Genomic DNA, 21404 nt, shown 5'->3' with positions numbered 1-21404 from the left:
AGCCGTATATGCTAAGCGTCGAGTAAAACTACCACACAGTCGTAATCTTCGGAGATATAAATATCATCGGGATCATGGGCTTTTACCGCCGCCACTTCAATCGGCGAAAGCGCAACCCCACCCGTTGATTCTCCATTGTGGTGCAGCGCGATCACAGCTATGCCGCCACTGGTTCGGGCTCGCTCATAAGCCTCCTGCAGAGCAGATGCTAAAGGAGTGAAAATCTCCAATCTTTGCTCGCTGATACGGGTAGATTCAGATTCTAACTCGGCCAAGTCCTGTGCCAGTTCGCTCTCTAAGTCTGCTTTGTTTTTGGCACACTCATTGATATCAGAATCGATGTGAGCAAGCTGTTTTTCCAGCAATTCGCTCGTCTCTAAAAGATCAAATTGGGTATCTTCAAGCTCTGAAATCTGGGCGCGTCCCGTCTCGATTTCTGCCTGTAACGCTAGCAATTCGCGCGAGTCCATCCCAACACCGGCATTGAGCCGTTCATCCTTGGCACGTACTTTTTCCTCTAGGGACGCGAGGCGCTCCTGAGCTACCGCGGCGTCGTCTTCCGTCTTGGACAGTTCGCTTCGCTTGCGTTGCGCATCATTATTCAGCTCTAGCAACTTTGCTTCAACAGCTGAAATTTCAGCCCGCAAGTGGTGGTTTCGCATCTGCGAACGAATCTTAGCCAACTGTGCATCGAGCCGTGCAACTTCGAGCAATTGGAGCTGGTGTTCCCTAGGAGCCTGAGCCATGGTTGCCTCACTTTTAGTAGGAGTACTTGTTCCTACTATACGGGAAAATCGAGTCAGGATACCGAAATATCCGGTCCGGTGAATAACGCCCGGATTGCTTTCTTGTCAATCTTCGATCCCGCAGTTAAAGGAAGCGCATCGACTACGGCGAAATATACCGGCACTCGATATCGCGCCACTCGCTTATTGAGTTGTTCTCGGATCGCGACTTCATCAAACACCACGTTCTGAGCTAAAACTACTGCAGCCGCCGGCACTTCGCCGTAAATCGAATCCGGCACTCCCACCAGCGCAGCATCGTCGATTTCTGGCAAGAGCCTCAGCTCTTCCTCAATATCAATACACCAGATTTTCTCTCCGCCGCGGTTGATCAAATCTTTCTTCCGATCAAGCACATAGACGTAACCGTCTGGTGTTATCCGCCCGAGGTCACCGGTGGACAACCAACCGTCAGGTGAAAAACTCTCGCTGGCGATTTTATCGTAACGACGCGCAATATTGGCGCCGCGGATCGTGATTTCTCCGATCTCATCAAATCCAAGGTCCTCACCATTATCGTCACAAATTTTGACGTCCAAACCAGGAATTGGTTTACCGGAACTGCCAAGATGAGGCGAGGTTGCGGCGTCGTCGGGAAAAACGAAACCAGGTGAACACGATTCGGTAAGTCCGTAAATCGTCCGAAACTCCATCTGCGGCATCCAGGCGTGCAACGCCTCAATTCGCGACACCGGCATATGCGCAGCTCCGCAGCCAATTTTGCGCACGCTGGGCAACTGCGGGAATCTTTCTTGTTCCTCAAGCATGAGGGCAAATACGGTTGGCGAAGCATGGATAAAACTGATGTTTGAAGCGAAAATTTCGCGCACAAACGGCCTACCCGACATTCGCTTTTGCACGTGGATCGGACCACCCAAATAGATGAACAGCGCAATGATCGCAATCATTCCTGTGACGTGGTAAATCGGCACGGCAATGATCGTTGAATCGTCCTCGTTCAAATCGAGAACTCGCTGGTATGAACACACCGCATGAACTGCGTTCATATTCGTCAATAGCACGCCTTTGCTCTGGGACGTGGTACCCGAGGTATAGAGCAAAATTGCGTCGTCTTCCACAGAAAGTTGCGGCATTTGAGCACAAAACTCGGCGTAAGCGCGTTCGTTTTCGGCGTTAGCAATAGTTGAGAGCGGAAGGCCAAAGGCGCAGGTCTGCGAGCTAGTAACCACCGTTGGAGTCTCAGTGAACCACGGAGCTTGCTCATCTTGGCACACCACAATTTTCAAATCTGCACGCTCAACCAAAGCCATAATCTCGGCTCTTCTAAATTTGCCGGGTAGCGGCACGATTATTGCACCGAGCCGGTTCAACGCATAAAAAGTAGTAATGAAATCGATGCCGTTATCGAGCAAGACCCCCACACGATCGTGGTGTCCTATACCTCGCTCATGCGAAAGGTAGAAAGCAAAATCATCGACGTACTTTTTCACCTCGGCAAACGTGAAAGTTTTTCCGTCTTCGGTGTAGATTGCCACCTTATCAGGGAGTCTGTGCGCGGTGCGGCACAGAGTTTCGTAGAGCGAGGCCGCCGCGTTGCGATAGCTGCGTACCTTACGCCCGTAAACTTCACGATCAACGAGGCCTTCGACGACGGCGTCGTCCCATAATTCTTCACCGACTAGCATTGTCACTCCAGCCATGCATTTTCGCGTTCAATATTTGGCACGTCATTTTTACTGCTTCAAACAAGCTTGGCTGTGCCTGCGCCAAAGCCGTTTTGAGGTCTGTAACTTCCCGAACGGTTGGAACGATAGCCGCGAATCCGCCGTCGTACAGAGAATCCAAGCCTTTGCCCAACTTGCCTGCAAAGGCGATGGTGGGAATATTGTGCTCGCGGGCTACCAGCATGACTCCCCACGGAGTCTTGCCGAACTTGGTCTGGAAGTCGATTCCGCCTTCACCTGTGAATACCAAATCGGCATCTGCTACTACTTGGCGCAGGCCAACCGTTTCAATCACCACGTCAATTCCCGAACGGTTATCGGCTCCGAGGAATGCCATGAAGGCCGCTCCGAGGCCACCAGCGGCTCCGGCTCCCGCTCTCTGAGAGATGACTTCCCCACTATGTTCGTCAATGAGGCTACCCCACTGGGAAAGCGCAGCATCAAAGCTTGCAAGGTCAACCTCAAGAACACCTTTTTGTGGGCCAAATACCCGCGTAGCTCCGGTATCACCCGTCAAAGGATTGTTCACATCGCAAGCCAATATAATTTCAACATCGCGCCACCGTGGATCAAGCGCAGATGCGTCGAGCACGCTCGCATTGCGCAATTGGAGTGGATCAAAAGGATCAATCTCGCAGCCCTCGACCGTCTTGAGACGCACTCCAAGTTCGTGACACATGCCCCAGCCACCGTCATTCGTAGCCGAGCCACCAAGACCAATAATAATTTTGCGCGGAGACAGATCGAGAATATGGTTGAGCATCATGCCCACGCCCGCAGTTCCAGAACGCTTTGGATCACGCTCATCAGGGCAAATGTGTTCGATGCCGATAGCCTGTGCCACTTCCATCACAGCCAACCCCTGCTGCGGGATCCACCCGAACTGAGCTGTGCGATTACGGCCAAGTGCATCGAGAACAGCAACGTCGCGCCGTTCTCCACCAAGCGCATCTACCAGTGACTCGGTTGTGCCTTCACCGCCGTCAGCCATGGGAACTTCAACACACTGAGCCTCGGGCCATACCTCTTTGACAGCACTTGCCATCGTTTTTGCGACCGTCTTTGCAGACATAGTCTCTTTGAAAGAATCTGGTGCAATTACAATTTTCATCTTGACTCCGGATGGATCAGTCTTGTGAGGTGATATGAAGTATCACCTCACAAGACTATCGTTTAGCTACGCATCGAAACACAGCTGAGAAATTACTCGGCGTGTGCCTCAATCTCGCTCTTCTTCACGAAGAACTGAATGGCAACGCCAAGCAGTGCACACAGTGCCATAAAGAAGAAGGTGTAGGTGTAACCTGCACCGGACTTCCAACCGCCGCCGAGGCCGATGAGCCAACCCATGAGCACAGGAGCAAGACCGCCACCAATGAACATTGCGGTGGTCACAAAGCCATTTGCCGTACCATGTGCACCATCGGGAGCGTTATCGGTTGCAGCTGCGTAGTACACCGGCCATACAGCATTGGCAACGAGACCGAAGAAGAGCTGTAGCGCGATGTAGATTGGCACCGAGGTAGCAAAGTAGAACGCTGCCACGCCAACTGCCATCCAAATACCGCAGACCACGATGGTGGTGCGGCGTCCGAGGTAGTCGGAGAGAGTTGGCCAGAAAATCTGACCAATGATACCGGTGATTGTGAATACCACGGAGTATGCGGCAGCTTCGGAGTAATCCAAACCCACGATATTTGCAAGGTAGAGCGGAAGCACGTAGTTGATGCCCATGTACACGATTTGCGTGAGCAAAGTCGTGCCGGAGGTGATCATAACTACCTTATTACGCAAGCACTTTCCAACAGCACCAGCAGTATCGGCTTGACCATCTGCACCCTCGTCGAGTGGAACGGTCATGCCAGCAGCAGCAATCTGCTCATAGGTGCGCTCTTGGCGTTCCTTCGTTGAGTACTTCCACCAGAAAAGCATGAGCGGAATCGCCACGATGAGTCCGACGACGAACACCAACATCCAGTTTTCATCACCGAAAATGCTCAAGATCGCTGCTACAACGAGGCCCGAGAGGAGAGCACCTACTGGATAACCAGTGTGATGCACACCGAGCGCGAAACCACGGCGCTCCTTCGGCCACCACTCGGTGGTATTGGAAATACCAATTGGCTCGCCTGCGCCAGCACCGAGATTCACACCAATGCGCAATGCGATGAAGAGAACCAAGTTATGAGCAACAGCCTTGATACCTGTGATAGCTGAGATCAAGTTGTAGCCGATGACCAGTGGAACCTGGAAGATTGCCCGCTTCCAGCCAGTTCCATGGTTATCGCTCATACGCGAAACATAGATAGGAAGGACTGCCAGCGAGAGCATGACGATAGAAATGATTCCACCCCATGCTTCAGGCGAAAGCTTGAAGTGATCAGTGATAGCTGGGCCGAGACGAAGAATAACTTCGCGGTCGAAAGCATTAATTGCCCAAATTCCCCAGGTAACTGCCAGAGCTACCCAAGATGCGCGTGGAACGCGCGACAGTGGCGCGGCACCGCGCTGTAATTTTTCATGAGCCATTATTAAATCTCCTTACCAAAACGTGGAGTTTCGAAACCCTGAACACCCAAGTCATCAATGACGAAGAGTGCGCCACGCTCGTGCCCGTCTTCGGGGAATCGTGGCAACGGCGGACGGGCCATTGAGGTTACAAACATACGGTCGTAATCAGGTCCACCAAATACTGGGCAGGTGACCTTAAGAACTGGCATCTCAATCTGACGCTCGAGCTTGCCATCGGGATCGTAACGGTTGATCTTGCCACCGTAAACGTGTGCCTGCCAGACGAAACCATCGGCATCGACGGTCATGCCATCGCAAGCGCCGCCGTCGGACTGGTCCACCGTAGCGAAAACACGACGGTTCGATACTTGGCCAGTTTCGAGGTCATAGTCGTATGCCCAAATATCACCAGTCCACGTATCTGCAAAGTAGAAGATGGAACCATCGGGGCTCCAGCATGGACCATTCGAACAAATGATGCCCTCGTCAAGTACGGTCAGACCTTTACCTTCTTCATAGGAATAGAGTCTGCCGGATGGGGTTTCTTCGAGGGTGTCCATCGAACCGAATACGAAGCGTCCACGCTGATCAACTTTGCCGTCGTTGAGGCGATTATGTTCAAACTCGGGCTCTGGATCTACCAGCAACGTTGCCTGATCAGTTTCAAGATTGTACTTGTACAAACCAGTTTGCAGTGCAACTAGTGCAGATTTTCCATCAGCATAGAGCGCCATCGAACCAATCTTTTCGCGCACGTCCCATACCTTGAGGTTTGAGCCGTCCTGCTCATGATTGAAAACGCGTCCATCCTGAGAGTCAATCCACCACAACGTGTTTGATTCACTATCCCATATTGGCCCTTCACCCAAATTGGGTTTCAGGTCAATGATCTTACTAATTTTCATTGTCAGCCTCCTCACTCACAATGCCTTGTACACAGCAGCAACGCCTTGGCCGCCGCCGATGCACATGGATACCAAACCGAATTCTTTACCTGTTCGGCGCAGGTTGTATAGGGTGCGCAGAGAAAGAATTGCGCCAGTTGCACCAACCGGATGGCCCAACGCAATGGCACCACCGAGCGGATTCGTCTTGTCCATATCGAGATTCTGATCGCGGATCACCGACAGTGCTTGAGCTGCAAATGCTTCATTAAGTTCGATCCAGTCGATGTCTGCAAGCGTCAAACCAGCCTTTTCCAATGCACGTGGAATCGCGAGCGCTGGAGCGAAGCCCATAACCTCTGGTGCCACGCCAGCTTTTGCAAAGCTCACAAATTCACCAATCGGCTTCAAGCCCTCAGCTTTTGCAACTGATTCAGTGGTAAGCACCAGCATCGCTGCGGCGTCGTTGATTCCCGAGGAGTTTCCTGCCGTCACTGAACCGCCGTCGCGGAAAGCCGGACGCAACTTTGCCAGCTTTTCGACTGTGGTACCTGGACGCAAGTGCTCATCAGCGTCGAATACGCGCTCAGTCTTCTTCTCCTTGACCGTCACTCCAACGATCTCCGGTGCAAAAAGTCCAGCTTCTTGAGCTGCTGCTGCACGTTCTTGCGAGAGTGCCGCAAATTCGTCTTGATCTTCGCGAGAGATGGCGTATTTCTCGGCAACATTTTCTGCAGTTACACCCATCGGGTAGTTTCCGAACGGATCTGTAACCAGCGAAAGCGTGCCATCAACCAAAGTGTGATTGCCCATCTTCCAACCGTTGCGCGCATCGAAGTCCATGAAAGGCTGACGCGACATATTCTCCGAGCCACCTGCTACTGCGAATTTGGCATCGCCCGCGCGCAGTTCAAAGGCTGCCGATTGCACTGCTTGCAATCCCGATCCACATAGGCGGTTGACGGTAAAAGCATTGGAGTCTTCACGTACGCCCGCTGCCAATGCGATACGGCGGGCTAGGAACGCATCAGGGCCAACCTGCCCAACACAACCGACCACGACTTCGTCGATAGCCTCAGCCGAAACTCCAGCTCGCTCAATGGCAGCTGTCATTGCCATTGCACCGAGCACATGGTTAGGCGTATTTGATAGCGATCCTGCATATCCGCCAATAGCCGTACGAGCGCCTTCAACTACTACGATCTTTTCCATTGTTCTCCTCTTTCTTTTACTTCTTCGTAATTACTTGAGACGCCGTAGCTCGCGCGGCATCGTTGTCGTCTACTTCCAGCACAACCCAGCCTTCGTCGGTGAGTTGCACCAAATAGTGCTCGGTTGCCAGATACACTTCCTGGCCCTTGTCGAGGGCAGCTTTCCCGTAGAAGGTGAGCTGGTCAACCGCAGGTACCCACTTGGGATGCTTAGAATCAGCCACCATCAAGAAGCAGATACGCTTGGCCCCATCAACGATGTCCATAAAGCCACCGCAACCGATCGCTTTACCAGCAAAAGCAGAGACGTTGATATTGCCCTCGCCATCAACTTGTCCCACACCCATGAACGTGATGTCCACGCCCCCACCGTTGTAGAAGTCAAATTGCTGCGGATGTCCGATAATTGCTGCTGGGTGCAAAGCACACCCAAAATCAACTACTCCAAGTGGCACGCCGCCATAGGTTCCCGATTCCACAGTGAGGGTAATATTGGCGATTTGCCCGCTTACTGCCAGAGCCCGACCAATTGAATCACCAGGCAGACCAGTACCGAGGTTGATAATGTCGCCATCGCGCACCAGCTTGGCTCCTCTTTCACCGATCGCCACGCGAGTTGGCTCTAGTTCGTGAGAGAGCAACGCCTGCCCAAGTTCTTCAGGAGAGGCATATCCGGTGATAAGATCCCAGTTCACTTCGATGGAAGCATTCGTCTGCCGGTGGTATTTAGCCGGATCGGAAGTCACCATCACGTAATCCACGAGCACGCCTGGAACTTCAACTTCACGCGCTGGAATATCTCCACGTTCTACGATCTCTTTGACCTGCGCGATCACAATTCCGCCGTTATTGTGCACAGCCTGCGCAATCGCCAGGTTGTCGAGGATCGTCACGTCGTCTTCTTGTGACATATTCCCATCGGGGTCAATTCGCGAGCCACGAATAATAGCCACATCCAGCGGGAATGACTTGTAGAACAAGTACTCTTTCCCGTCAAGTTCCATCAACGAGACGTACTCGTCAGACGCAGTGGCTGCCTTAGCAGAATCATTAATACGTCCACCATCATGGCGTGGATCAACGAAGGTTCCCAAGCCCACAGTGGAAAGCTGACCTGGCCGGTGAGCTGCGATTGTGCGGTAGAGGGTCGAAATCTGCCCTTGTGGCAGGCAAATTGCCTCAACCTCGTCGGCTCCGAGCACATTCGCCATTGGTGGATTCAATCCCCAGTGTGGGCCAACCACTCGTTTGAGCAGACCCGGATGCGCGAGCCGAGCCAAGCCATCAATGCGGTTCGACTGCCCCGCGGCGTGCACGAACGTCAGTCCGTTTGGCACGCCTTTGCTGAGAAAGGATTTTTCAATCTCGAGGTAGATTTCGTCGGCTACGCCCATCATCGTAAAGCCATTGCCGACGACGGTGGCGCCATTTGGAATCAGCGCCGCCACTTCATGTGGCTGGACTTGCTTGAAACTCATAGCTTGTAGCCTCCGCCAATGTTGATGACCTCGCCGGTCAGGTAGGAAGCGTCATCAGACACCAAGAACGCCACCAAGTTAGCCACATCCTCAGGCTGACCAGCGCGCTTGAGCGGCACTTTCGCAACCTGCTCGTCATAGAGGTTGTCGAATCCTACGCGCGAAGGAACGTCACGCAGCGCCGTCGTCATCGAGGTCTCAATGAAACCAGGGCAGATGGCATTGGCCGTGATGCCCTTGAATGCGAGTTCTTTTGAAATGGAACGGGTCAGCGATACAACGCCACCCTTTGCGGCCGCGTAATTTGTCTGGCCGATATTGCCCATCCACGAGGCAGATGCCACGTTGCAAATACGTCCGTACCCGTTTTCGCGCATATGAGTTCCTACCTTGCGGCAGAAGTAGAACACTGCCGAAAGATCGACGGCGATCACCGAGTCCCACATCTCGTCGGTCATTTTGTGCAGCATTCCGTCGCGGTTGATGCCAGCGTTATTGACGAGGATATCTACCTTGCCAAAATCGGCGATAACCTGATCAACTGTGGCATCGACAGCTTCACGATTGGACACGTCCAAGGCGATACCAACAGATTTTCCGCCACAGAGTTCTGCAGTAGCGCGAGCCGCGTCGCCGTTGATGTCAATGACGACGACGGTGGCACCACGCTGTGCCAGTTTGAGCGCGATTCCGCGTCCGATGCCTTGGGAAGCGCCGGTAACAATTGCGACTTTATTCTCCAGTGGGGTGCATGTCATGAGACGTGCTCCTTTCATAGTTGGCACCGGCACGAATTGCCGATGCGTAGTGAGTATTGGCAGATCACTTCATGTGGAGTAATTGCCTTGTTCCTAATGAGGTCGTCAAGGTACATAACAGCGTTTTCGGCCATATCATCAACCGGCTGCACGACTGTGGTGAGAGAAAAATCAGCTGATCTTTGGCTCATTACCCCGTCAAAACCACAGATAGCCACATCGGCAGGAATGTTGATACCTTGCGCAGTGAAGTCTTGAATGATTCCCAAAGCAATCGCGTCCGAACCGCAAATAATTGCTTCAGGCAGCCCGCGGTCGAGGCTGCGTAGATATTGCGCGGCTTTCAGGCCTCCGTCGATACCCAGCGACGTGCGCACGATCCACTGTTGGGGCACAAATATTCCGCTTTCCACCAAACCATCGAGGTAGCCGGCATAGCGGTCGTTTGACGCCGAGGAACGACGCGGCCCAACCACAAGGGCGATTTTTTCATAGCCGTGCGAGGCCATGTGCAAAGCAATATCTTTCGAAGCAGCCTTGTTGTCGATTCCCACAAATGCTCCTTGCACAGTGGGGATTTTGCGCGAAACTTGCACATAAGGAATATTCCATTTACGCAGTTCTTGGACGACGGCAGCGTCACCATCTTGGGTGGCGGTCAAGATGATTCCGTCCACGTGGTGACTCGCCATTGCTCGAACTGTGGTGAGCAATTCAAGTGGATCATCGCCGGTGTGCGAAAGGTAGGCATCGTAACCGTGCCAACGTGCACGATTTGATACCGCCACACCGAGTTCTTGATAGAAAGGATTGCTGAGGTCTGCCAAGATCAGGCCGACGAGCGGTTTGGTAGTTTTCCAGTTCAGGGCTTTTTGTGGAATTTCCATGCCCTTCTTTTCAGCTAAGGACAAGATCATTTGGCGCGTGCGAGCTGATACGCCCGGTTTGCCGTTGAGGGCATAGGAAACTGCCGCTCGAGAGACGCCCAGCGTCCGAGCAATGTCTGCAGCATTTCCTTCTTGCGAAGGTTTAGAAATCCGATTATCGCGATCCAAAACGATTCACTCCCTTGTGTACCGAGAGCACTCACATATTCATGTGCCCGCTTCGACTTGTGATTAGACTCTCAACCCAGATGTGAGTTAAGCAATGTTAAGTTCTCAACTATTCACGCTCGACTTTAGTGATAGGCGAACCTAATTTCTCGAAATAAAGCCACTAGCTGCGGATACGAATTAGCACCGGGTGTTAAGTGACTACTTAACACCCGGTGCTAATTTGGTATTTATTATTCTGAAACAGAAATTAAGTCTGATTCATTAACAACTCAAAGCCGAATCTCCCATGGATCGGTAATTATCGTTGAGACGTATGTTTGCACATCACACTCTTGCTCAATCCTGCGTTGCAAATTTGGCAAAACTGGCCACTCCGAGGCAAAGTGGGTGGTTCCAATCAGCGCACATCCCCCAGACCACAAATGATCGGTGGCCGGATGATGGCGCAGGTCAGCAGTGATATATACATCTGCACCAACTTCCCCAACACGTTTAAGGAACGAATCTCCCGATCCGGGCGAAACAGCTACCGTCTTGACAATCCGCGCAGGATCTCCGCCAATCGTGATACCGGCAGGAACATCGGGAATTTTTGCCTTCACACGCTCGGCCAATTCGAGCACACTCATCGTCATTGGCAAAGTTCCCACCCTACCAATTCCGATTTGCGGAAAGTCGCTATGCGGTTGGAGCGGCCGCTGATCTTCTACCCCTAGCAAATCAGCAAGTGCTACGGCCGATCCATCTGCTGCGGCATCAGCATTAGTATGAGCTGCGAACAATGCGCAGTCGTTCTTAATAAGTTTGTGCACCCAAGAACCTTTAGCACTGTCGGTTGCCACGCTCGACGTACCTCGCAAAAATAGCGGATGATGAGTGATCAGCATATCGGCTCCCCGCTCAATTGCTTCATTCACCGTTGCTTCACACGGGTCTACTGCAAAACCAATGAGTTTCACAGGGGCCGCCAGATCCCCCACTACTAAGCCAACTCGATCCCAGTCCTCAGCAAATGATGCCGGATAGTGCTTATTCATCGCACGCACAATATGTTCAACCGTTACAGACATAACTCAAGTCTAGCAAGCCGATGCCGAGTCGCCGTCCTAGAATGTGAGTGTGCTGTTATCTCTCATCGAAGTATTTTGCGGTGGAGTGTGCGGAGTTCTTGCTCGTTATGGCGTCAATCTAGCGCTCCACACCACCTCCACCCCATTCCCGCTCGGAATATTTTTCATAAATCTCAGCGGTTGTTTCACGCTCGGATTTCTCAGCCAAAGACTCGCAGTGAGCGCGATAAATCCCGCTACCCAGCAGCACATTCGACTATTTCTCGGCACCGGCGTGCTCGGTGGTTTTACCACGTATAGCGCGTTAATCGTCGACACCAATCTCCTTCTGGCAAACAAGCACCCTTTGCTGGCTCTCACATACCCGATTACGTCGGTAGGGCTAGGAATTGTGTGCGCAGGGCTTGGAGTTATCGCAGCCCGCGCAACAGCGAAAGGTTCTGCCCGGCGTCGTCGTGAAATACCTGTTACGAAACATCGCGTTTCGGGAGACGGCGGTGCCCAATGACGCTCGTCCTCATGGCAATTGCCGGCGGTTTTGGCGCTGCGCTGCGCTATTTCATCGATTCAAAACTGCCCAAAAAACTATTCCCCACCGGAACTTTCACCGTGAATTTCGTCGGCTCAGCGTTGCTCGGTTTGTGTACCGGTTTGCAACTAGGCGGGGCGATATCGGCTACGCTCTTGCTTATCTTGGGCACTGGGTTCGCAGGCGGCTTCACGACCTTCAGCACGGCGTCGCTGGAAACTTATACAATGCTTAAAAATAACCAGGCAAAGAAAGCATATTTGTACGCAGCAAGTATGCTTTTACTTTGCCTGGTTATCGCTTATGTATCGCTTTTGCTCGGATTTACGCTTGCAAAATAGCTACCGGAACTCTCCTATGCTTGGGCATTCTCACGCTCAACCCAAATATCCGACGGCAGTTCGCCAGGCATATGTGGATTGTTCGTCGCCACAAAGGGTTTCTCAGGGTCGGCTTGGAAATCGCGCAAAGCTCCAAATACCCATTTACCAAGAAGCACAATCGCCACCAAGTTGATGACCGCCATTCCTGCCATTGTGATATCGGCAAAGTTCCATACAGCGTTGAGCGAGGAAAGCGAACCAATCGCCACTGAAAGTACGACGACGCCGCCGAGCACTTTCGATCCCCAAGCCTTGCCATTCGTCATGAAATCAATATTGATTTCTGCATAGGCAAAGTTACCGATAATCGAGGAATAGCAGAACACGAGGATGAGTACCACCATAATCGGTACGATCCACTCGCCCAGCTCATACGTGGCTGCCGCAATAGTCAGCGACGCTCCATCAAGTGAGGTTTCTTCACCTGGTTTGTACACCGTTCCCAGGGAGTTGAGAATGATGAATGCCGTGGCAGAACACACCAAAATCGTGTCAACAAAAACACCCATTGCTTGGATGAAGCCCTGTTTTACCGGATGGGACACTTGCGCGGTTGATGCAGCGTTTGGAGCAGAGCCTTCACCTGCTTCATTCGAGAACAGACCGCGGCGTGTACCATTGAGCATCGCTGCCACCACACCGCCGGCAGTTCCTGCCAAACCTTGCTCGAGGCCAAAAGCTGAGGCAAAGATCAACTTCATAATCGGAACAATATTCTCGAGGTTCATCACAATAACTGCCAGTGCGATAGCGATGTAGACAATTGCCATAATAGGTGCCATCCACTCAGTAACTTTTGCCACTCGCTTGAGTCCGCCAAATACCACTGCTCCGGTGAGCACCAGCAATACGATAGCGGTGATCCAAGGGCTCACACTGTAATGATCTTTGAGGGTTGCAGCAATTGTATTAGCCTGCACCATTTCATAAGAAATACCGAAGGAAAAAACGAGGAAGACGGCGAAGAGTACGCCCCATTTACGAGATCCAAGGCCGCGCTGAATATAGAATGCCGGTCCTCCACGGAAGGTTCCATCATGCCAGCGTACTTTGAAAAGTTGCGCCATCGTGGCCTCGACGAAAGCAGTCGCCATGCCAAGTAGCGCCACAACCCACATCCAGAAAACTGCACCTGGACCTCCCAGTACAAGCGCAATTGCAACACCAGCAATATTTCCAGTTCCAACGCGAGATGCTAGACCAATCGCGAAGGCCTGGAAAGAGGAAATACCGCCATCACGCGATTCACGCGAAGAAAAGATGGTTTTGACCATCTTTCCAAAATTACTGAATTGCACAGCGCGGGTTCGAACTGTGAAGTAGACGCCTGCGCACAGAAGCAAAGCAATAATGATGTACGTGTATAGAAAGTCCGAAATCGAACCAAAATACGCAGCAATTGCGTCAGCCATAAATATTTCCCATCGACATATCTCAGATCTTCAAAATTTAAGTAATTCACCTGAGATGTTTTGTGACTCCTCAAAGATTTTACAAAGAAAAAGTAAGGTTTGGCAAAAATCTTTTACGTCTCGGAACCAAGACCCGACCGAATGTGGGAATAAAACGAAGATTCCCTCTCGAATTATATTCTTTCGAGAGGGAATCTTTCCCGGTGGACCCTACCGGACTCGAACCGATGACAACCTGGGTGTAAACCAGGTGCTCTACCAACTGAGCTAAGAGTCCGTTAGAAGCATATCCAGAAATCGCGTCAGATTCCAAATTCATTCCCAAAACGTGACGAGCGGCGCATTTCGACAACCAGCCGAAACACGCCGCAGCGCCAAATAGCGGAATAAATATAAGACTCAGTGACCGCGCGAAACGATTCGATACGCCGTCCAGTCTCCACCGAGGGCTACAGAGCTTGGCACAGACAAACCCGCCGTCTTAGCAGCTTCTGCCACGTCCGCCGTCGCCACATGAAACGCAGAGGATACTACCGGAACAAGACACCAAATCGCTCCCGAACCAGAGTCGAGCGACGCCGCACAATCCACAAGGTAGTCGGTGAGATCATCAACATTCCCATCATCAGAACGCCACCATGCAACAACCGCGTCAGCGGCTCCGCGATAGTCCTCATCTTCAAGCTGTTGTCCGGTCATAGTTTCGATAGATTCGCGCAAATCGAAATCGACGTCGTCGTCGTAACCAAATTCCTGTACAACGTCGCCTAACTTAAAACCTAATTTTTCACCGGTAGTTGTGCCGGACACTCGTAACCGTCCTTTCAAGACGCTCTATGCAACTCTTATAAGTTACATCACGAAATATTGTAAAGTCTCGTTGTTTTCACAGCACTTTATAAGAGGAAATTTCTCGGCTATAAAAACGTGAGTCGTCTCCCATTGAAAAATACCCAAAGAATGTAGGGCTTTTGACCCAAATCCGGTACATTTATATACAAGGAGAGGTTAGGACGTGCCTACAAATACACTGGGACTTCCATCAACCTCCCAATAATTAGCAATTTTAAGGGAGACAACGTGAGTCAAGTTCCTATTCGTCCGTTGATCAATGGTCTGCTCAGTCAGGTTCCGGACGTCGATCGAGAAGAAACGCAAGAGTGGCTTGAGTCCATCGACGGACTTATTGACGCTCAGGGAGACGCTCGTGCTCGTTACTTGTTGATGGCAATGGAACGACGCGCCCGCGAACGGGGCGTTCGATTGCCAGGTAACCTCGTAACGCCATACGTGAACACCATTGGCATCGATGATGAGCCGTTCTATCCAGGCGACGAAAAACTCGAACGCGAATTCCGCCGCTGGGTTCGTTGGAATGCCGCAGTTCAAGTGACCCGCGCACAGCGCTCAGGAATTGCCGTAGGTGGGCATATTTCCTCGTTCGCTGCACAAGCGACCCTGTACGAAGTAGGACACAACTGGTTCTTCCGTGGCAAGAACTCCCCTGGCGGTGGCGACCAAGTATTCTTCCAAGGTCATTCCTCGCCGGGAAACTACGCCCGCGCATTCCTTGAAGGTCGTCTCACCGAAGCTGATCTTGATTCTTTCCGCCAGCAGGTGTCACGTAAATCTGGTGGCAAAGGTCTGCCTTCTTATCCGCATCCACGCCAACTTCCTGATTTCTGGGAGTTCCCAACCGTATCGCTCGGTCTGGGTCCAATCTCGGCAATCTATCAGGCATGGTACAACCGCTACCTCCACGATCGCGGTTTGAAGGACACCTCCCAGCAGCATGTCTGGGCGTTTATGGGCGACGGCGAAATGGACGAAGTCGAGTCGCGCGGCCTTCTCCATCTTGCGGCAGGACAAAATCTTGACAACCTAACCTTCGTCATTAACTGTAACCTCCAGCGCCTTGACGGTCCGGTACGCGGCAATGGCCAGATCATTCAGGAGCTTGAAGCCTCCTTCCGCGGCGCCGGCTGGAACGTTATCAAGGTCATCTGGGGTCGTGAATGGGACGAACTCCTACACGCTGACAAAGACCGTGCGCTCGTCAATATTATGAACAACACCTTGGACGGCGATTACCAGACGTTCAAGGCCAACGACGGCGGTTACATCCGCGAGCACTTCTTCGGCCGCGATCCACGCACCAAGGCTATGGTGGCTGATTGGTCCGATGAGAAGATCTTCGCAATGAAGCGCGGAGGTCACGATTACCGCAAGGTCTACGCTGCTTACAAGGCGGCTGTTGATCACAAGGATCAGCCAACGGTGATCTTGGCTCATACGGTGAAGGGTTACTCGCTCGGATCTAATTTCGCAGGCCGTAACTCCACCCACCAGATGAAGAAGCTAAACTCTGACGATCTCAAGCTGTTGCGCGATACGCTTCATCTTGATTTCACCGATGAGCAGCTCGAAGATCCTTACAGCGCGCCGTACTACAAGCCTGAGCCAAACGCGCCCGCGCTTGAGTACATGCTCGATCGTCGTCGTGAGCTCGGCGGATACTTGCCAGAGCGCCGCGTCGTCGAACAGGGCATCGCACTTCCAAACGACAAAGTCTACGACGTACTCAAGGGCGGATCAGGCAAGCAGAAGGTCGCTTCCACGATGGGCTTTGTGCGCTTGATGAAGGATCTCATCCGTGACAAGGAATTTGGTCACCGTATCGTGCCGATCATCCCAGACGAAGCACGTACCTTCGGTTTGGACGCACTCTTCCCTACCGCGAAGATCTTCAATGTGCACGGTCAGCATTACACGGCTGTTGATTCGGATCTCTTGCTTTCGTACAAGGAATCGGAAAAGGGTCAGATTCTCCACACCGGTATTACCGAAGCTGGCTCCAATGCCGCCTTCACCGCAGTGGGAACCTCTTATGCCACACACGGCGTGCCAATGGTGCCAATTTACATCTTCTATTCGATGTTCGGTTTCCAGCGCACGGGTGATCAGTTCTGGCACGCAGCCGATCAAATGGCACGCGGATTCATTATGGGTGCAACCGCTGGCCGCACCACCCTTACGGGCGAAGGCTTACAGCACCTCGACGGACACTCCCACGTGCTCGCCTCAACGAACCCAGCCATCGTGCAATACGATCCCGCTTACGCATACGAAATCCGCCACATTGTGCGCGATGGCATCGTGCGCATGTACGGAGATGGGTCGGATGGCCGCGATCAGGACGTTATGTACTACCTGACCGTTTACAACGAGCCAATCCAGCAGCCGGCCGAGCCAGAGAACGTCGACGTTGAGGGCATCATCAAGGGTATTTACCAGGTTGATGCCGCTGAAGGCGACGGACACAAGGTTCAACTGCTCGCTTCAGGTGTGGGCGTTCCATGGGCTCGCGAAGCTCGCGATATGCTCCGCAACGACTGGGGTATCTCGGCAGCAGTATGGTCGGTTACTTCGTGGTACGAGCTTCGTAAAGAGGGTCTTGCTACCGATGAGCACAACTTCTTGCATCCAGAGGAAGAGCCACGCGAAGCATGGCTCACCAGCCGTTTGAAGAATGAAGAGGGACCATTCATCGCGACCTCTGATTTCGAAAAGCAGAACCAAGACGCAATCCGTCCATGGATTCCAGGCGATTACTACGTGCTTGGCGCCAATGGCTTCGGCGTTTCGGATACCCGCGCAGCGGCACGCCGGCACTTCAAGATTGATGCAGCTTCGATGGTTGTTCGTGCTTTGCAAGCATTGGCAGATCAAGGCAAGATTGACCGCTCGCTCGTGAAGCAAGCAATCGACAAGTATGATCTGTTCAATCCGAACGCTGGCGAATCTGGCGTATCTGATCCGAACGAAGTTGCCTAAGCTTCGTGATTAGATCTGGGTGCAGAAACATACTGCACACATGATGCTCATACTGAACTGGTGTGGGTTGGGATAATGAGAATCCCACCCCACACCAGTTTTCTATTGTCTTTATTACAAAGTAGAGCTGGCAAATATGGCTTATCGAGAACTGGCGTAGGCTGAGTCATTAGTTATTAGTTAATTAAGTAATGAACTACCGTGAGAAAATCTGAGGCAATATGGAACTATTTCGAACTGCATGGGAGTTTTTACGCTCAAAGAAGCTCTACATTCTTGCTCTGATCGTATTTCAGCTGGGTCAAGTGATCCTCTCGTTGTGGCTCCCCTCCCTCAACGCGCAAATCATTGATCATGGCATTTTGGCCAACGATCGCAATATTATTTACTCGCGTGGATTGTTGATGCTCGGCATCTCCCTTGTACAAATATCTTTTATGGTTCTGGCGATCTACTTCGGCTCGAAGCTAGCAATGGAGTTTGGACGAGATCTGCGCGCCACTACCTTCCGACACGTACAAAATTTTTCGGCAGTAGACCAGCATAAGTTCGGTGCGCCCACACTCATCACGCGCGTTACCAACGACATCACTCAGATGCAAATGGTGGTGCTTTTGACTTTCACCATCATGATCACGGCTCCAATTATGGGAATCGGCGGCATCATCATGGCACTGGAGCAAGACGCCGGTTTGTCCAAACTGCTCCTCATTATTGTGCCCACACTCGCCCTACTCATTGGGGTAACGATGGCTCTGCTCACACCGCGATACCAAACGCAACAGACACGAGTGGACCGCATCAACACGCTCCTACGTGAGCAATTGGCAGGCGTACGCGTTATCCGCGCTTTTGTGCGTCAAAAAACTGAAGCTGAGAAGTTCGACGTCGCGAACGAAGAATTGCGGGCCGTCTGGCTCCAAATCGGCTGGCTCTGGGCTTTTATGCTCCCAACAGCATTCTTAATCGTTGGCCTATCCTCATGCGCCGTGATCTGGTTCGGCGGGCAGCGCGTGAGCGTAGGCGATCTCAATATCGGTGCGCTCACGGCTTACATCAACTATCTCATGATGATTCTAATGTCGGTGATGATGTCGGGCATGATGGCAATGTTCTATCCGCGTGGAGAAATCTCTGCGAAGCGTATCGCGCAAGTCCGCACGCAAAAATCAACTATCGTCAATCCAGACAATCCCCGCGAGCTTCCGGCTTCTCCCCTAGTATTCGAGCTAAATGATGCCTCATTGCGCTTCCCTGGTGCCGAAGAGCCGGTGCTCAGCGGTATCAATATGACGCTAGAGCAGGGCAAAACCGTAGCTTTGATCGGTTCCACTGGCTCTGGTAAGACGTCTTTGATTCGCCTATTCCCTCGTTTGATCGACGTGAGCACCGGAAGCGTTACGGCCAGTGGTGTGCCAGTGAGCGAGGTCGACTTACACAGTCTTCGCTCGAAGATCGCTATTGTGGCCCAACGAGCTTTTCTTTTTTCTGGCACCGTGGGAGAAAACGTTGCAGGTACCGTGGGAAGTGAGGTTTCGTACGACGTCGACCGCGTTCAGCGAGCCTTGGAGCTCGCCCAAGCTTGGGAATTCGTATCAGATCTCGATGGTCAGATCGAGGCAAAGGTCGAATCTGGCGGAAAGAATTTTTCGGGTGGGCAACGCCAACGCCTCACAATTGCCCGAGCGCTGTATCGGTGTTTGCCTGATTCTGCTGGGCATCACGACGCCGATTTGTTGATTTTCGACGATTCTTTCTCGGCGCTAGATTACGCTACTGATGCCCGCTTGCGTGCGGCGCTGCGGCACACATTAACAGATGTGGCAGTTTTGATTGTGGCTCAGCGTGTTGCCACTATTCGCAATGCCGATGAAATTTGCGTTCTCGATAATGGAAAAATCGTTGGCCGTGGCACTCATGCCGAGCTTTTAGAACACTGCGCAACATACCAAGAAATTGTCCAATCACAGCTCACAGACGAGGAGGCAAAATGAACGGTCCAGGTGTAGATCCCACTGCTACTTCTCGCGATACTAAAGGCTCATTGAAGCGGCTTGCTCGTCTTTTGAAACCTGCTCGCGGGCAGATCGTACTTATCATGCTTTTGACGCTCCTCGCCACGGCCGCTTCGGTAGCAGCGCCAAAGTTCCTTGGTGATGCCACCAACGTTATCGTCGAAGGTATGGCGAGCTCCGGCGTCGATTTTAGGCATTTAGCACGGGTGTTACTCTTCGTCGTCGCCTTGTATGTTATCTATGCCCTCGCCTCGTTCGTAGCCGGATTTATCATCCGGATCGTCGTGCAAGATTTGGGCTTTAACCTGCGTAAAACAGCTCAACAAAAGATCGACAAGCTCCCATTGTCGTATGTGGATCAGCATCAGCGTGGCGATCTTCTCTCGCGCGTTACCAATGACATCGACAATATCAACCAGACCTTGATGCAGACTTTCAGCCAAGTTATTTCTTCCCTTTACATGGTTATTGGGATCGTTGGCATGATGGTGTGGATTTCGTGGTGGCTCGCGCTACTGTCGGTGCTGGCATTCCCCTTCGGCATGCTGGCAATGGTCAAGGTACTTAAAGCCTCGAAACCGCAGTTCAAAGCACAGTGGCAAAAGACGGGTGAGGTATCGTCAATCGTCGAGGAGTCATTTACTGGCCACGAAATTGTTGCTTTGTACAATATGCAAGCCATGCGCACAAGTTCTTTTGATCGCGCAAATCAAGAGCTTTTCACAGCAGGTTTCAAAGGGCAGTTCTATTCGCAAATGATGCAACCGATCATGTCGTTTGTTGCCAATATTTCTTTCGTGGTTGTGGCGGTTGCTGGCGCTCTCCAAGTACTGAGCGGCGCATTGACCATTGGGGCAATTCAGGCATTTATTCAATATTCGCGCCAACTCAATCATCCGATCGGCACACTGGCCTCCACGGCAAATCTCATTCAATCTGGTGCTGCGAGCGCAGAGCGAGTATTCGATTTTCTCGATTCTGAGGAGATGGCTCCGGATACCACTGCCGAGATTCCGCCTAGTGCCGAAGGTAGCGCAGGTACATTGAGCTTTGAAAATGTGTCGTTTGGGTACACTCCTGATCGAACAGTTATCACTCATCTCAACCTCGAGGTTCAACGCGGGCAGCAAGTGGCAATTGTGGGTCCAACTGGAGCGGGAAAGACAACTCTCGTCAATCTACTCATGCGCTTCTATGACGTGAGCTCTGGAAGTATCAAGATTGACGGCGTGCCCATCACCAATTTCTCCAAAGATTCCCTGCGTTCGAAAATCGGAATGGTTTTGCAAGACACTTGGTTATTTGAAGGCACAATTGCCGAAAATATCGGCTATGGTCGCGCGGGTGCTACTCGAGAAGAGATAGTCGAAGCTGCTAAGGCCACTGGCGTTGATAGACTTATCCGGCAACTTCCCGAGGGGTACGATACTGCGGTAGACGACGAAGACGGCGGTCTATCGGTTGGCGAGAAACAGCTCATCACTATCGCACGTGCGTACATTTCCGATCCGGAAATCTTGATTCTCGACGAAGCCACTTCATCAGTCGATACCCGTACCGAAATGCTGGTACAGCGAGCAATGAACCATTTGCGGACCGGAAGAACCTCGTTCGTCATCGCTCATCGACTCTCCACGATTAGAGAAGCGGACGTTATTATTGTGATGGTTGAAGGTGATGTGGTAGAGCAAGGAACCCATCAATCTCTCATGGATCGGCGTGGGTACTATTACGATCTCTACCAGTCACAGTTCAACACATCCGACTGAGCAATACTGTTAAATCTGTAAT

Annotated in this window: 17 protein-coding genes and 1 tRNA gene; 5 read left to right on the top strand and 13 right to left on the bottom strand. The window is 52.0% G+C overall.

The window, feature by feature from the left end:
* Window positions 1-11: 11 nt before the first annotated feature.
* From EZJ44_RS02575 to EZJ44_RS02530, 10 genes are all read right to left on the bottom strand, one after another.
* Window positions 12-746 (bottom strand): zinc ribbon domain-containing protein, encoded by a 735-nt coding sequence (locus EZJ44_RS02575; RefSeq protein ID WP_131279830.1) that lies wholly within the window; start codon window positions 744-746, stop codon window positions 12-14.
* 53 nt (window positions 747-799) lie between these two features.
* On the bottom strand, window positions 800-2446 hold the full coding sequence (locus EZJ44_RS02570; RefSeq protein ID WP_131279828.1) for a class I adenylate-forming enzyme family protein: 1647 nt from the start codon (window positions 2444-2446) through the stop codon (window positions 800-802).
* Complete coding sequence (locus EZJ44_RS02565; RefSeq protein WP_131279826.1) at window positions 2418-3581, bottom strand: glycerate kinase; 1164 nt, start codon at window positions 3579-3581, stop codon at window positions 2418-2420. Before EZJ44_RS02565 ends, EZJ44_RS02570 begins: the two co-directional genes overlap by 29 nt.
* Window positions 3582-3673: 92 nt before the next feature.
* Window positions 3674-4999 carry an MFS transporter gene (locus tag EZJ44_RS02560; protein ID WP_131279824.1) on the bottom strand — a complete coding sequence of 442 codons (1326 nt, stop codon included), beginning with the start codon at window positions 4997-4999 and terminating at the stop codon, window positions 3674-3676.
* Window positions 5000-5001: 2 nt separating this feature from the next.
* Window positions 5002-5886 (bottom strand): SMP-30/gluconolactonase/LRE family protein, encoded by an 885-nt coding sequence (locus EZJ44_RS02555; protein ID WP_131279822.1) that lies wholly within the window; start codon window positions 5884-5886, stop codon window positions 5002-5004.
* A 15-nt stretch (window positions 5887-5901) separates the two neighbouring features.
* Window positions 5902-7077, bottom strand: a complete 1176-nt coding sequence (locus tag EZJ44_RS02550; protein ID WP_131279820.1) for a thiolase family protein — start codon at window positions 7075-7077, stop codon at window positions 5902-5904.
* 16 nt (window positions 7078-7093) lie between these two features.
* Window positions 7094-8554: a CoA-transferase gene (locus EZJ44_RS02545; protein ID WP_131279818.1), complete on the bottom strand. Its 1461-nt coding sequence runs from the start codon at window positions 8552-8554 to the stop codon at window positions 7094-7096.
* On the bottom strand, window positions 8551-9312 hold the full coding sequence (locus EZJ44_RS02540; RefSeq protein ID WP_131279815.1) for a glucose 1-dehydrogenase: 762 nt from the start codon (window positions 9310-9312) through the stop codon (window positions 8551-8553). Before EZJ44_RS02540 ends, EZJ44_RS02545 begins: the two co-directional genes overlap by 4 nt.
* 14 nt (window positions 9313-9326) lie before the next feature.
* Window positions 9327-10367 carry a LacI family DNA-binding transcriptional regulator gene (locus tag EZJ44_RS02535; RefSeq protein WP_131279813.1) on the bottom strand — a complete coding sequence of 347 codons (1041 nt, stop codon included), beginning with the start codon at window positions 10365-10367 and terminating at the stop codon, window positions 9327-9329.
* A gap of 272 nt (window positions 10368-10639) precedes the next feature.
* Window positions 10640-11440 (bottom strand): Nif3-like dinuclear metal center hexameric protein, encoded by an 801-nt coding sequence (locus EZJ44_RS02530; RefSeq protein WP_131279811.1) that lies wholly within the window; start codon window positions 11438-11440, stop codon window positions 10640-10642.
* Between the two features lie 49 nt (window positions 11441-11489).
* Between EZJ44_RS02530 and EZJ44_RS02525 the strand changes: the two genes are divergently transcribed.
* Complete coding sequence (locus tag EZJ44_RS02525; RefSeq protein ID WP_165496085.1) at window positions 11490-11948, top strand: fluoride efflux transporter FluC; 459 nt, start codon at window positions 11490-11492, stop codon at window positions 11946-11948.
* Window positions 11945-12310, top strand: a complete 366-nt coding sequence (gene crcB, locus EZJ44_RS02520; RefSeq protein ID WP_131279807.1) for a fluoride efflux transporter CrcB — start codon at window positions 11945-11947, stop codon at window positions 12308-12310. The genes EZJ44_RS02525 and crcB overlap by 4 nt, the downstream gene beginning before the upstream one ends.
* A gap of 14 nt (window positions 12311-12324) precedes the next feature.
* Here crcB and EZJ44_RS02515 read toward each other — a convergent pair whose 3' ends face one another.
* From EZJ44_RS02515 to EZJ44_RS02505, 3 genes are all read right to left on the bottom strand, one after another.
* Window positions 12325-13764, bottom strand: coding sequence for an alanine/glycine:cation symporter family protein (locus tag EZJ44_RS02515; RefSeq protein WP_131279805.1), 1440 nt, complete (start codon window positions 13762-13764; stop codon window positions 12325-12327).
* 204 nt (window positions 13765-13968) lie between these two features.
* Window positions 13969-14041 (bottom strand) — tRNA-Val (locus EZJ44_RS02510).
* Between the two features lie 122 nt (window positions 14042-14163).
* Window positions 14164-14574, bottom strand: a complete 411-nt coding sequence (locus EZJ44_RS02505) for a DUF3052 domain-containing protein (RefSeq protein ID WP_131279803.1) — start codon at window positions 14572-14574, stop codon at window positions 14164-14166.
* 270 nt (window positions 14575-14844) lie between these two features.
* Between EZJ44_RS02505 and aceE the strand changes: the two genes are divergently transcribed.
* The 3 genes from aceE to EZJ44_RS02490 all read left to right on the top strand — a co-directional run bounded on the left by aceE (window position 14845) and on the right by EZJ44_RS02490 (window position 21382).
* Window positions 14845-17598 carry a pyruvate dehydrogenase (acetyl-transferring), homodimeric type gene (gene aceE / locus EZJ44_RS02500; protein WP_131279801.1) on the top strand — a complete coding sequence of 918 codons (2754 nt, stop codon included), beginning with the start codon at window positions 14845-14847 and terminating at the stop codon, window positions 17596-17598.
* A gap of 221 nt (window positions 17599-17819) precedes the next feature.
* Complete coding sequence (locus EZJ44_RS02495; RefSeq protein ID WP_131279799.1) at window positions 17820-19592, top strand: ABC transporter ATP-binding protein; 1773 nt, start codon at window positions 17820-17822, stop codon at window positions 19590-19592.
* Window positions 19589-21382, top strand: a complete 1794-nt coding sequence (locus tag EZJ44_RS02490; RefSeq protein ID WP_131279797.1) for an ABC transporter ATP-binding protein — start codon at window positions 19589-19591, stop codon at window positions 21380-21382. The genes EZJ44_RS02495 and EZJ44_RS02490 overlap by 4 nt, the downstream gene beginning before the upstream one ends.
* Window positions 21383-21404 lie beyond the last annotated feature (22 nt).

Origin of the sequence: Arcanobacterium bovis (genome assembly GCF_004331995.1) — a bacterium.
Taxonomy (GTDB): Bacteria; Actinomycetota; Actinomycetes; order Actinomycetales; family Actinomycetaceae; genus Arcanobacterium_A; species Arcanobacterium_A bovis.
This window is presented reverse-complemented; position numbering and strand designations above follow the sequence as displayed.